This is a genomic window from Acidimicrobiales bacterium (assembly GCA_035316325.1).
Classification (GTDB): domain Bacteria; phylum Actinomycetota; class Acidimicrobiia; order Acidimicrobiales; family VFJN01; genus DASXTK01.
In genome coordinates this window covers 1-12,325 of the sequence record DATHJB010000242.1, presented here as the reverse complement: position 1 = coordinate 12,325, position 12,325 = coordinate 1, and the positions used below count along the sequence as shown (strand labels likewise).

Sequence of the window (12,325 nt, the reverse complement as noted above, 5' to 3'; positions counted from 1 at the left end):
ACTTCACCCAGGCCGTGGCGATCGACAGCGCCTGAACGGCGCCGACACCGGAGCTCCCAGTAGATGACTCGTTCCAAGGGGTTTTGGTGAGTCGTCTGTGGTCGTTTGGTTGCTCTCGAGTCGCTTGTGGTCGGAGACCGACCTGTCGGTCGGTCTCCGACCACAAGCGACTCGACCGTGGATCGGCGACTAGAGATGACTCGGGACGGAACGGTGGGTGAGGGCCTGGTGGGTGGTCAGAGTGGTAGGCATGCGGACGTCGGGGAGGGGGAACGTGGTGGGGGCGAAGCCGGGCGGGTGGTGGTACGGGGTGGCCGGGGTGGTGGCCGCCGGGGCTGTGGTGGTGACCGGGGTGTTGGGGGTGGCCCGGGCGACCGATCTGGTGGCGGAGGTCGACGACTTCCAGCGGCTCGACGGGCCGGGGACCACGTCGGTGTCGGTCGTGGAGCCCGGCGAGTACGCCGTGTACCACGAGGAGATCACCCGGGGCGTACGGAGCACCGCCGACGCCGACGGGTTCGTGCTCACGGTGGTCGGGCCCGACGGCGCCGACGTACCCGTGCGGCCGTCGGACGTGCGCTACGGCTGGGGATCGAGGCAGGCGGAGGCCATCGGCTCGTTCGACGCCACCCAGGCCGGCCTGTACGTCGTCCAGGTCGACGGCGACTACGGGCAGCTCGCCTTCGGCCGGCACATCCCCGGCGCTCCGCTCTACGGGCTCGGCCCCGCGCTCCTGGTGGCGGCGGCGGTCGTGGCGGGTTGCTTCGTCGGCGCCATCGTCGTCGGCCGGCGCCGCCGGGCCGGGGCCGGAGGCGAGGGCCGCGAGGGCAGCGACGGCAGCGGGAGCGGCGGGGGCTCACGCACGCCGGTGGTCGTCGGCGCCGTGACCGCGGTGGTCCTGGTGGTCGGTGTGGGGGCGGTGGTGCTGGTGGGCCGGACCGGCGACGACGCCACGGACGTCCTGTTGGAGGGCGCCCAGCCGCGATCCGGAGCGATGACGACGTCGACGTCCGCCATCGAGTGCACGTCCGACGCCGACTTCGAGACGGGCCTCTGCGGCCTCAGCCCCGAGGAGCTCCGGGAGATGAACCTCGCCTACGCCGACCGGCTCGAGTTCACCGGCGACCTCGACGCCGCGAACGCCGTGGCCGAGCAGGCCCGCACGGCGCTGGCGCCGATCGCCGGGGTGCTCCCTCAGCCGTCGGTCGAGCAGGTGCGGGCGGCCCTGGCTCCGGTGAGCTCCGACGTGTCGGTGATCGACAACGCCGTCCGCACGTCCGGTACGGCGTTCGGCATTGAGGTCGACGGCGGCTGCGTGTTCGGCGCCGTCCACGGCGGCACCGTCGAGGTGGAGGTCGGCGGCTACGTCAACGACGGCGGCTGCCTCGCCGCCTACGGCCACTGATCCCGCCGCTACCCGCCGGCGTTCGGCCGCTACGGTGAGGCCATGGCGGGGGCCGAGGCGGAGGTGCACAAGGGGCAGTCGGTCTACACGCCGTTGTTCCTGAAGGCCTACGACGTGTTCGTCCTCGGCTTCTCCTGCCGGCTCGTGTGGCGGTGCCCCAAGGCGCAGATGCTGGCCCACTACGACCGGCACATCGGCGCCCGGCACCTCGACGTCGGCGTCGGCACGGGCTACTTCCTCGACAAGGCCTCGTGGCCCACCGACCCGACCCTCAGCCTGGTCGACCTCAACGCCAACTCGCTCGCCGCCGCCAGCCACCGCACCGGCCGCTTCGCGCCCGCCGCCACCGACGCCGACATCCTCCAGCCGCTCCCCGAGCTCCCGCACGCGCCGTTCGACTCGGTGGGCGTCAACTTCCTGCTCCACTGCATCCCCGGCGCCTTGCCCGACAAGGCCACGCAGGTGTTCGCCCACGTCACCCCCTACGTCGAGCCCGGCGGCGTGGTGTTCGGCGCCACCATCCTCCGCGGCGGCGTCCGACGCACCCCGCCCGCCCGGGTGCTGATGGCCGCCTACAACCGCCGGGGGATCCTCCACAACCGGGGCGACAGCCTCGACGGCCTCACCACCGCCCTCGACGCAGCATTCGACAGCCACACGGTGGACGTCGTCGGCTGCGTGGCGCTCTTCGCCGGCAAGGTCGCCGCGTAGCCCCGCCCTACGGTGAGCGACATGGACGACGAGGTCGCGGCGGTCTTCGGCACGACGAGCGCCGCCGCTGCCGCCGCTCAGGCCCAGGTCGAGCCGCTGGCCCACGCTGCGGTGGCGTCGGCGACGGCCGGGATGTGGCGGGTGCGGGTGGGGGAGCGGTCGGCGGTGGTGAAGGTGCTGGCCCACCGGGCGACGGGAGGGCACGAGAACTGGCGGTCGGGCGAGGCGGAGGACCACTGGTACTACTGGCGCCGCGAGGCCCGGGCCTACGAGTCGGGGCTGCTCACGTCGCTGACCGGCGGGTTGCGGCCGCCCGAGTGCCACCTGATCGCCGAACGGGACGACGGGTCGGTGGCGCTGTGGCTGGAGGACCTGACGGGCGCGCCGGGCTCGACCTGGCCGGTGGGGCGCTACCGCGACGCCGCCCGGCACCTGGGGCGGGCGCAGGGCGAGTTCGTGGCGGGCCGGCCGCTGCCGACGGACCCGTGGCTCAGCCGGGGCTGGCTGCGCGCCTACCTGGCGCAGCGCGACCGCCACCTCGAGCGGCTCGACGACCCGGCGGCGTGGCGCCACCCCCTCGTGGCCGCCTGGTTCCCGGACCCGCCGGTCGACGAGCTGCGGGCGCTGCGCCACCACCAGGACCGCTACCTCGACCTACTCGACGCCCTGCCGCCGACCCTGTCGCACCTCGACCTCCACCCGGGCAACCTGTTCGACGCCGGCGGTGGGACCGCGGCGATCGACTGGGCGTTCGTGGGCCGCGGCGCCCTGGGGGAGGACGTCGGCAACCTGGTGCCCGACGCCGTCTTCGACTTCCACGTCCCGCCCGAGCGGCTGGACGACCTCTACGCCGCCGTCGCCGAGGGCTACCAGGCCGGGCTACAGGACGCCGGCGCCGACGTGACCCCCGACGAGGTGCGCCTGGCCATGTCGACGACCATGGTCGCCAAGTACTCGTGGATCGCCCCCGCGATCCTCGGCGCCACCTCCGAGGACCAGGAGCAACTCAACGGCCGCCCGATCGCCGATGCCCTCGCCTCCTGGGCCCCGGCCGTCCACTTCCTCCTGGCCCGGGCCACCGAGGTCGACGCCCTCTCCGGCCACCGCCCCTGACGAGCAGCTCCGCGCCCGGACCGGGATGGCTGGCAGACGGCCATCCCGGTCCGTGGCATCCGGGGGCGGAGCGGTGGAGGGGGCGAGGGTCAGGCGCGGCCGGCGGCGTGGCGGCCGCGGCGGGAGACCGCGTCGATGCTGGCGGCGACGAGCAGGACGCCGCCGGTCACCATGTACTTCACGCTCGACGTCTGGCCCAGGAGGTCCATGCCGTTGGCGATCGAACCGATGACCAGGGCGCCGAGCAGGGCCGACCAGGCGGTGCCCCGGCCGCCGAACAGCGACGTGCCCCCGATGACCGCGGCGGCGATCGTGTTGAGCAGCAGCGTCCCCCCACCCGACGACTTGTTGACCGCCAGTAGTCGGGACGCCCCGAGGATGCCGCCCGACGCCGCCATCGTCGACGCCAGCACGAACACCATCGTGCGCACCCGGTCGACCCGGATGCCCGCCCGCCGGGCCGCCTCGGCGTTGCCGCCGATCGCGAAGATGTGCCGGCCGAAGACCGTGCGCCGGGTCAGCACGTCGAAGATCACGACGAACCCCACGAAGATGCACACGCCGAGCGGCACGCCGCGGTCGTCGTTGAAGACCGCGACGGCGGCGATCGAGCCGCAGGCCACGATCGCCACCCGCAGCACGTCGCCGGCCAGCGACGGGGCTGTCAGCCCGGCGGCGACGCTGCGCCGCCGCCGCAGGACGGTCAGCCCCGCCACCACCGCGATGACCACCGTGACCAGGGTCCAGCCGACGGTGTCGGAGAAGTAGGTGCCCATGAGGCCGGTGATGGTGTCGTCGTTGAGGTTGACCGTGCCGGTGCCGCCCAGGACGCGCAGGAGCGCGCCCTGCCAGGCCAGGAACCCGGCCAGCGTCACCACGAACGACGGCACCTTCAGCTTCGTGACCCACAGGCCCTGCAGCAGCCCGATCCCAGCGCCCACGGCCAGCCCGGCCAGGATCGACGGCACCGCCGGCCACTCGCTCTTCACGTTGAGCACCGCCATCGTGGCCGCCGCCAGGCCGCTGACGTAGGCGACCGACAGGTCGATCTCGCCGAGCAGGAGCACCAGCACCACCCCGACCGCGATCGTGCCCATGGCGGCGATCTGCATCATGAGGTTGGTGAGGTTGCCGCTGGACAGGAAGTTGTCGTTGGCGACCTGGAAGTAGGTCCACACGGCCACGAGGCCGAAGATGACCGGCAGCGGCCCCAGCTCGCCCTGACGGGCCCGCTGCCACACGTAGACGGCGATGCCGACGGGGCTGTTCACCGGGGCTGTGGCCCGTATGTTCGTCTGCTCATCGGTCGAGGGTGGGGCCGACGAGCTCATGCCGATGCCTCCGTGACGTAGGTGGAGTGGACGTCTTCGGCCTGGGCGCCGGTGATGGCGGCCACCACCTCCTCGGCGGTGGTGGTGGGGGTGTCGAACGAGGCGACCCGGCGGCCGAGGCGCAGCACGATCATCCGGTCGGCTACGGCGAACACATCGACCAGGTTGTGGCTGATCATCACGACCGCCAGGCCCTCGTCCCGCAGACGCCGCACGAGGTCGAGGACCTCCCGCGTCTGCGCGACCCCCAGGGCGGCCGTCGGCTCGTCGAGCATGACGACCTTCGGGTGCCCCAACGTGGCCCGGGCGACGGCGATCGACTGCCGCTGCCCCCCGGACAGCGCTGCGACCGGCTGTCGGAGACTGGGAATCCCCACCGACAGCCGGTCGAGCAGCGTGCCGGCCTCGTGCTCCATGACCGCCTCGTCGAGCCAGCGCAGGTTGCGGCCGAAGCCACGCCCTCGCTCCTGGCCGACGAAGAGGTTGGCGACGGCATCGAGGTTGTCGCACAGCGCCAGGTCCTGGTACACGGTGGCGATCCCGAGGTCGGTGGCGGCCTGCGGGTTGCCGAGGTGCACCTCCTGCCCGTCGAAGACGATGCGGCCCTCGTCGGGCGGGTGGGTCCCGGCGATCACCTTGACCAGTGTCGACTTGCCGGCGCCGTTGTCTCCTACGAGTGCGACGACCTCCCCGCCGTCGCACTCGAAGTCGACCTCCGACAGCGCCTGCACGGCACCGAACCGCTTGCTGATGGCCTGGAGCTGGAGCAGAGGCATGGCGTCTGTAGTCCCGGACCGGCGCTCAGCCGATGCCGGCGGCCTCGCACGCCGCTGCGTAGTCGGCGGTGCAGAGCTCGTCGACCGTCCAGAAGCCGTCGGCGACGACGGTGTCGTTGACGTTGTCGATGGTGACGGCGACCGGGTCGAGGATCATCGACGGCACCTCGAGGGAGCCGTTGTCGACCTGGTCGTTGACCTGGTCCTCGGGCGGGTCCTCGCCACGGGCCAGGGCGATCGCGACCTCGGCAGCGATCTCCGCCTGGGGCTTGATGGCCTTGTAGATGGTCATGTACTGCTCGCCGGCGAGGATGCGCTGGATGCCCGCGACCTCGGCGTCCTGCCCGGTGATGGGCGGCAGCGGGTCGATGCCGGCGGCCTTCATGGCGGCGATGGCGCCACCGGCGGTGCCGTCGTTGGCGGCGTAGACGCCCACGAACCCGTCGGCGCCGAGCCGGGTGATGGCCTGCTCCATCTCCTGCTGCGCCTCGTCGGGGCTCCACTCGGGCGTGTCGTACTCGACACCGATCTCGTAGTCGCTGGTGTCGAGGACCGAGTGGGCGCCTTCCTTGAACAGGGTGGCGTTGTTGTCGGTCGGGGCGCCGTTGATCATCACCAGCGCACCGGACGCCACACCGTCGGTGGCCAGCTTCTCGGTGAGCGCCGTGGCCTGCAGCTCGCCGACCTTCGCGTTGTCGTAGGAGATGTAGTAGGCGACGTCGGCGTCGGTGATCAGCCGGTCGTAGCTCACGACGGGCACGTCCTGCTGGGCGGCCAGGCCGACGATCGACGCGGCGGAGGCGCTGTCGACCGGGTCGAGGACGAGCACGTCGGCGCCGTTGGTGAGCGCCGCCTCGGCCTGCGACTGCTGCTCGCTGGCGTCCTGCTCGGCGTTGCTGTAGAGGATCTCGCAGTCCGCGCAGAGGTCCTCGACCTTGGCCTCGAAGAGCGGCCGGTCTTGGCTCTCGTACCGGGCGGTCTTGGTCTCGGGCAGCAGCAGGGCGATCTGCAGCGCGCCGTCGCCCCCGTCGCCGCCGCCGCCACCCCCGCCGGTGGAATCGTCGTCGTCGCCACACGCCGCCGCAGCGACGAGCGCGAGGACGAGTAGCAGAGCCGGCACGCGCGAGCGTCGCCGGGCACGGATGTCGAACATGAGTCTGTCCCCCTGGTGTTCGGGCTCGTCCTCACCGTAAGAACGGGGCCGTGAACGAGGTATAGAAATCGGCCTCGGCGCGTGAACGAGTTGTGAACGGCGGGCTACGGCGGGGCGGGTGTCGGCGGCGCGGCTGGTGGCGGCTCGAAGCGGTAGCCGAGCCGGGGCTCGGTGACGATCAGCGTGGGGGCGTCGGGGGAGTCGAGCTTGGCGCGCAGGCGCCGGACGTAGACCCGCAGGTACTCGGTCTCGGTCTCGTAGCCCGGCCCCCACACCCGGCGCAGCAGGTGGGCATGGCCGAGCAGCACCCGGGGGTTGAGCGCCAGCTCCCGCAGGAGGGCCAGCTCGGTCGGCGTCAGGTGGACGCGCTCGCCGGCCTTGGTCACCCGGCGGGCGTCGAGGTCGACCACCACGTCGCCGGCCTCGACCACGCCCGGCGCCTCGGGCATGATGACCGCGGCGGCCGGACGGGTGCGGCGCAGCGTGGCGGTGATGCGGGCCAGCAGCTCCTCGATGCCGAACGGCTTGGTCATGTAGTCGTCGGCGCCCAGGTTCAGTGCCCGCACCTTGTCGCCCTCGCCGCCCCGGGCCGAGATCACGATGATGCCGACGGTCGACTGCTCGCGCAGCACCCGGCACAGCTCGAAGCCGTCGGCCTGGGGGAGCATGAGGTCGAGCAGCACCACGTCGGGGGTGCCGTCCTCGGCGAGGCGCATCACGTCCTCGCCGGTGCGCGACACGTCCACCTGGAAGCCCCGCACCAGCAGGTTCGAGCGGATCAGGTCGACGATGTTCTGGTCGTCCTCCACCAGCAGCACCCGGGTGTCGGTGTCGGTGACCTGGTCAAGCATCGGGCTCACCGTCGGGGCCGAGGGGGAGCGACACCAGGAAGGTGGTCAGCTCGCCGGTGGCCTCCAGGGTCACGTCGCCGCCGTGGGCGACGGCGATGCCGCGGGCGATGGGCAGGCCGAGGCCCGTCGAGCCCTTGGGGCCGGCGCTCACGTGGGGCTCGAACAGGGCGGCGGCCCGGTCGGCGCCGAGGGTGTGGCCGTCGTCGCTCACCCGGATGTGCACCTCGCGGCCGTCGGGGTCGGGGCAGGCGTCGACGCGGATGCGGGTGGTGGTGGGGGTGTGGCGCAGGGCGTTCTCCAGGAGGTTGACGAAGACCTGCTCGAGGCGGTCGTGGTCGGCCCACACCGGGCCGAGGCCGGCATCGACGTGGACGTGGACCCGTGGCTCGGCCTGGGCGTCGGACGTCACGCAGGCCACCGAGGCGTCGAGCACCAGGCGCAGGTCGCACCAGTCGGGGTGGACCCGGAAGATGCCGGCGTCGATGGCCGACACGTCGAGCAGGTCGGCCACCAGGCGCCGCATCCGCTCCGACTCGGTGGCGATCGTGCCGAGGAAGCGGTGCTGGGCCTCGTCGCTCCAGTGGACGTCGGGCTGGCGCAGGGAGTCGGCGTAGCCGTGGATGGCGGTGAGCGGCGTGCGCAGCTCGTGGCTGAGGCGCGACAGGAAGGCCCGTTGGAGGCGCTGCGACCGGCGCAGGGCCTGGGCTTCGCGGTGCGACGCCTCCAGCTCCTCGCGCTCCAGGGCCAGGCTCATCGACCGGGCGACGTCCTGGAGCACCTCGGCGCTCTCGTCGCCGGCGAGGGCATCGGACCAGCGCACCGCCAGCGCGGCCGGGCCGCTGGGGGCGGTGAACGGCACGGCGAGGACCAGCCCGTCCCGGTTCTTCACGCGCACCTGCTGGCCGTCGGTCAGGGCCTTGTCGGCCGTCGCCTCCAGACCCGGCTCGCCGGCCGAGGCCCGGGTGACCCCCTCCGCGCCTGCACCCGCACCCGCGCCCGCGGCCACAGGTTCGGAGGTGCGGACCACGGCGTCCTCGGCGTCGAGCACCTTGCACAGGGCTTCGAGCGCGGCGTCGAGCCCGGTGTGGACCTGCTGGGGGCCGGCGAGCACCTCGAGCACCGCCCGGATCGCCTCCAGCACCCGGTTGCGGCGGCGCGACTCGGCGAAGTTGCGCTCCCGCTCGATCGACGCCGCCGCGTGGCTGGCGTACAGCATGATCAGCTCGAGCTGGTCGTTGCGCAGGCGGCCGACGGTGTCGCCGTAGCCGGAGATCGTGCCCAGGACGCCGCTCGCCCCGGTGATCGGCGCCGCCCAGGAGCTCAGGACGCCGGCCCGCTCGGCCGCCGGCAGGAACGCCGCCCACGCCGGGTCGCCCCGCACGTCCTCGGTCACCACCACTGACGCCGTCGCCGCCGCCACCCCGACCGGCCCGCCCTGGTGGCCGAGGGGCAGCCGGTCGTTGACCGCCAGCAGCGCGTCGGGCAGCGCCACCGCCGCCGACCGGCGCAGGAACGGCGTGCCGGTGGTCTGGTCGAGGAGGTGGACGCACAGGGTCTCCTGCCCGATCGCGGCGCTCATGGCCGAGACGACCAGCGGCAGCGACGCCGTCGGCTCCACCGCCGAGAGCTGCTCGACGAGGCTGCCGAGGCGGCGCAGCTGGCGGCTCGCGGTGGAGTCGGCCTCGATGCCCGACTGCATCGCCACCACGTCGTCGGGGTGCACCTCGCGGGGTGACACGTCGGCCACCAGCCGGCCGTGGCGCAGCACCAGGATGCGGTCGACCAGGTTGAAGACCTGCTCCAGCTGGTGGGTGATGAGCACGACGGTCGTGCCCCGGGCGCGCAGGTCGCGCACCAGCCCCAGGACCGCCCGGGTCTCGTTGTGGCCCAGGTTGGCGGTGGGCTCGTCGAGGATCAGCAGCTCCGGGTCGCCGGTCAGCGCCCGGGTGACGGCCACGGCCTGACGCTGGCCGCCCGACAGCGACGCCACCGGCCGGGTCAGGTCGGGGATGTCGATGCCGACCCGGGCCAGCAGGCGCTCGGCCTCGCTGCGCATGTCGGCCTCGGCCAGCATGGGCCGGCCCCGCTCGCGACCCAGGAACAGGTTGGCGACGCTGTCGAGGTTGTCGCACAGGGCCAGGTCCTGCCACACGACGCCGACCCCGGCGGCGAGGGCGTCGTCCTGGCCGAGGCCGAGGGGTCGGCCTTTCACCAGGACCTCGCCGGCGTCGGGCCGCACCGCCCGGGCGATGCACTTGGCCAGCGTCGACTTGCCGGCGCCGTTGTCGCCCACCACCGCCAGGGCCTCCCCGTCGGCGACCGTGAGGCTCACGTCGTCGAGCACCTGGAGCGCGCCGAACCGCTTCGACAGCCCCCGCACCTCCAGCAGGGGTACGCCCGGGTCCACGGTCGCATCCGCTCGCGCCACGTCGTCAGTGTGCTCCCCGCGGCGATTTCGTGCCTCGGATCTGTAGGTTCGCCGGGTGATCGCGGTGGTGACGGGCGCCAACCGGGGAATCGGGTTGGAGGTCGTGCGCCAGCTCGCGGACCGGGGCGACACGGTGTACCTGGGGTCGCGGGACGAGGCGAAGGGGCGGGCCGCGGCCTCGCCGTTCGTGGCCGCCGGGCTCGACGTGCGGCCGGTGGTGCTCGACGTGACGTTGCCGGCCGGCGCCGAGGCCGTCGCCGCCCTGGTCGACCGGGAGCACGGCCGGCTCGACGTGCTGGTCAACAACGCCGCCATCCACTACGACCCTTCCGACCACCCCGCCGCCGCCCCAAGGGGTCTCGGGCTTCGCCGAGGCTGCTACATGTGGTGCAGACGGCGGTCGACGCCGACCTGGGCGTGGTGCGGGAGGCGCTCGAGACCAACGTCCTGGGCGCCTGGCAGGTGACCCAGGCGCTGCTGCCGCTGCTTCGCCGCAGCGACCACGGCCGCATCGTCAACGTGTCGAGCGGTGGCGGCTCCCTGAGCGAGATGGGCGGCGGCATCCCCGCCTACCGGGTGTCGAAGGCCTCGTTGAACGCCCTCACCCGCATGTGGGCCGACGAGCTGCGGCGCGACCGCATCCTGGTGAACGGCATCTGCCCCGGGTGGGTGGCCACCGACATGGGTGGCGGGGGCGGCCGGCCGGTGGCCGAGGGTGTGGCGGGCATCGTCTGGGCCGCCACCCTCCCCGACGACGGCCCCACCGGCGGCTTCTTCCGCGACCGCGACCGCGACCCCGTCCCCTGGTAGCGACGCCATCGGGGGGCGCCCGGGCGGTTGACGTAGCGTCCGGGGATGAGCGACGACGGCAACGGCGACGGCGACCTCGGGGACGGGCACGCGATCGGGGTGATGATGATGCAGCAGCTCACCGACCTGGTCGACAGCTGGGGCACCGTGCTCGAGGCCGTCGCCGAGCACGGCGTCGACCCCATGCCGCTGCTCAAGTCGCTGGCGCAGACCCTCCGCGACACCGCCGACCAGCTCGACCCGGTGTCGTAGGCCCTATGTTTCGCCGCTCAGGTTCCATCACTGCCGGCGGCGTGCCGATCGGCTAGGCCATCAGCTGATGGGAGACACGTCGACTTCTGATGCGGCGGTGGTGGTCGGGTCGGGGCCCAACGGGCTGACGGCCGCGGTGGTGCTGGCGCAGGCCGGGCTGTCGGTGACCGTGTTGGAGGCGGCCGAGACCATCGGCGGCGGTACCCGCTCGGCGGAGCTGACCGTGCCGGGCGTCCTGCACGACATCTGCTCGGCGGTCCACCCGTTCGGCGCGGCGTCGCCGGTCTTCCGGTCGCTGCCGCTGGAGCGGCACGGGCTGGAGTGGCGCTGGCCCGAGGTCGACCTGGTCCACCCGCTCGACGGCGGCCGGGCCGGGGTGTTCCTCCGCTCGATCGACGAGACGGCCGCCGGCCTGGGCGACGACGGGCCGGCCTGGCGCCAGGTGTTCGGCCGGGCGTCGGCGGCCTTCCCGGACCTGGCCGACGACATCCTCCGCCCCCTCGTCCACGTGCCCCGGCACCCCGTGGGCCTGGTGAGCTTCGGGCTGCGGGCACTGCTACCGGCGACGTGGCTGGCCCGGCGCTTCCGCACCGACGAGGCCCGGGCCCTGTTCGCCGGCATCGCCGCGCACGTCATCCACCCGCTCAGCCGGCCCGCCACCGCTGCGGGCGGGATCATGCTGACCGCGTCCGGGCACCACGTGGGCTGGCCCGTCGCCGCCGGTGGGTCCCAGGCGGTGACGACGGCGTTGGCGGGACTGCTGGCCGAGCTGGGCGGCACCGTCGAGACGGGCGTGCGCGTGACGTCGCTGGCCGACCTGCCCCCGGCGAGGCTGAAGCTGTTCGACACCTCGCCGTCGGGCCTGCTGGCCATCGCCGGCGACGCCCTACCGGAGCGCACCCGCCGCGCCCTGCGCCGCTGGCGCTACGGCCCGGCGTCGTTCAAGCTCGACCTCGCCGTCGAGGGCGGCGTGCCGTGGACCGCCGAGGCCGCCCGCCGGGCCGGCACCGTCCACGTCGGTGGCCCGATCGGCGAGATCGCCGTGGCCGAGGCCGAGGTCCACCGGGGACGCCTGCCGGAGCGGCCGTTCGTGCTGGTGGCCCAGCAGTACCTGGCCGACCCGGCGCGCTCGGCCGGCGACGTCCACCCGGTCTGGGCCTACGCCCACGTGCCCCGGGGCTACGACAGCGATGTCACCGAGCCGATCCTGCGCCAGCTCGAGCGCTTCGCCCCCGGGGTGCGGGAGCGGATCGTGGGGCAGCACGTGATGTCGCCCGCCGACTTCGCCGGCTACAACGCCAACTACGTCGGCGGCGACATCTCCACCGGTGCCAACACCCTGCGCCAGCTGGTGTTCCGGCCCCGGGTGGCGCTCGACCCCTACGCCACGGGCCTCCCCGGGGTGTACCTGTGCTCGGCCGCCACGCCCCCCGGCGCCGGCGTCCACGGCATGTGCGGCTACCACGCCGCCCGCTCGGCCCTGCGTTCCCTCGGC

12 protein-coding genes are annotated in these 12,325 nt (G+C 73.5%); 7 read left to right on the top strand and 5 right to left on the bottom strand.

The features are described from left to right. The first annotated feature begins 250 nt into the window (after positions 1–250). From VK611_31070 to VK611_31060, 3 genes are read left to right on the top strand one after another with little or no spacing between them, the layout of a single operon-like run. Positions 251–1,405 carry a hypothetical protein gene (locus VK611_31070; GenBank protein HMG45813.1) on the top strand — a complete coding sequence of 385 codons (1,155 nt, stop codon included), beginning with the start codon at positions 251–253 and terminating at the stop codon, positions 1,403–1,405. Positions 1,406–1,447: 42 nt separating this feature from the next. Continuing rightward, on the top strand, positions 1,448–2,116 hold the full coding sequence (locus VK611_31065) for a class I SAM-dependent methyltransferase (GenBank protein ID HMG45812.1): 669 nt from the start codon (positions 1,448–1,450) through the stop codon (positions 2,114–2,116). 21 nt (positions 2,117–2,137) lie between these two features. Further along, positions 2,138–3,229, top strand: coding sequence for a hypothetical protein (locus tag VK611_31060; protein ID HMG45811.1), 1,092 nt, complete (start codon positions 2,138–2,140; stop codon positions 3,227–3,229). Between the two features lie 89 nt (positions 3,230–3,318). Here VK611_31060 and VK611_31055 read toward each other — a convergent pair whose 3' ends face one another. The 5 genes from VK611_31055 to VK611_31035 all read right to left on the bottom strand — a co-directional run bounded on the left by VK611_31055 (position 3,319) and on the right by VK611_31035 (position 9,768). After that, positions 3,319–4,500: a hypothetical protein gene (locus VK611_31055; GenBank protein ID HMG45810.1), complete on the bottom strand. Its 1,182-nt coding sequence runs from the start codon at positions 4,498–4,500 to the stop codon at positions 3,319–3,321. A gap of 56 nt (positions 4,501–4,556) precedes the next feature. Next, positions 4,557–5,336, bottom strand: a complete 780-nt coding sequence (locus VK611_31050) for an ATP-binding cassette domain-containing protein (protein ID HMG45809.1) — start codon at positions 5,334–5,336, stop codon at positions 4,557–4,559. A 25-nt stretch (positions 5,337–5,361) separates the two neighbouring features. Then, the gene (locus tag VK611_31045; protein HMG45808.1) at positions 5,362–6,456 is read right to left on the bottom strand and encodes a sugar ABC transporter substrate-binding protein; all 1,095 of its coding nucleotides are present in this window, start codon (positions 6,454–6,456) and stop codon (positions 5,362–5,364) included. 137 nt (positions 6,457–6,593) lie between these two features. Continuing rightward, positions 6,594–7,340, bottom strand: coding sequence for a response regulator transcription factor (locus tag VK611_31040; GenBank protein HMG45807.1), 747 nt, complete (start codon positions 7,338–7,340; stop codon positions 6,594–6,596). After that, positions 7,333–9,768, bottom strand: coding sequence for an ATP-binding cassette domain-containing protein (locus tag VK611_31035; GenBank protein ID HMG45806.1), 2,436 nt, complete (start codon positions 9,766–9,768; stop codon positions 7,333–7,335). The genes VK611_31040 and VK611_31035 overlap by 8 nt, the downstream gene beginning before the upstream one ends. A gap of 55 nt (positions 9,769–9,823) precedes the next feature. On the opposite strand from VK611_31035, the gene VK611_31030 reads away from it, so the two are divergent. The 4 genes from VK611_31030 to VK611_31015 all read left to right on the top strand — a co-directional run. Further along, complete coding sequence (locus VK611_31030; protein ID HMG45805.1) at positions 9,824–10,234, top strand: SDR family NAD(P)-dependent oxidoreductase; 411 nt, start codon at positions 9,824–9,826, stop codon at positions 10,232–10,234. Next, entirely contained in the window at positions 10,153–10,578 is a 426-nt protein-coding gene (locus tag VK611_31025) for an SDR family NAD(P)-dependent oxidoreductase (protein ID HMG45804.1), read from the top strand. Before VK611_31030 ends, VK611_31025 begins: the two co-directional genes overlap by 82 nt. Positions 10,579–10,623: 45 nt before the next feature. Then, positions 10,624–10,830, top strand: a complete 207-nt coding sequence (locus VK611_31020; protein HMG45803.1) for a hypothetical protein — start codon at positions 10,624–10,626, stop codon at positions 10,828–10,830. Between the two features lie 67 nt (positions 10,831–10,897). Then, on the top strand, positions 10,898–12,325 hold a 1,428-nt coding region (locus tag VK611_31015; protein HMG45802.1), incomplete at its 3' end, for an NAD(P)/FAD-dependent oxidoreductase.

Bases quoted from the DNA above. Each gene is read 5' to 3' on its own strand.
- VK611_31070 (HMG45813.1), top strand. From the start codon at position 251: ATGCGGACGTCGGGGAGGGGGAACGTGGTGGGGGCGAAGCCGGGCGGG.
- VK611_31065 (HMG45812.1), top strand. From the start codon at position 1,448: ATGGCGGGGGCCGAGGCGGAGGTGCACAAGGGGCAGTCGGTCTACACG.
- VK611_31060 (HMG45811.1), top strand. From the start codon at position 2,138: ATGGACGACGAGGTCGCGGCGGTCTTCGGCACGACGAGCGCCGCCGCT.
- VK611_31050 (HMG45809.1), bottom strand. From the start codon at position 5,336: ATGCCTCTGCTCCAGCTCCAGGCCATCAGCAAGCGGTTCGGTGCCGTG.
- VK611_31040 (HMG45807.1), bottom strand. From the start codon at position 7,340: ATGCTTGACCAGGTCACCGACACCGACACCCGGGTGCTGCTGGTGGAG.
- VK611_31020 (HMG45803.1), top strand. From the start codon at position 10,624: ATGAGCGACGACGGCAACGGCGACGGCGACCTCGGGGACGGGCACGCG.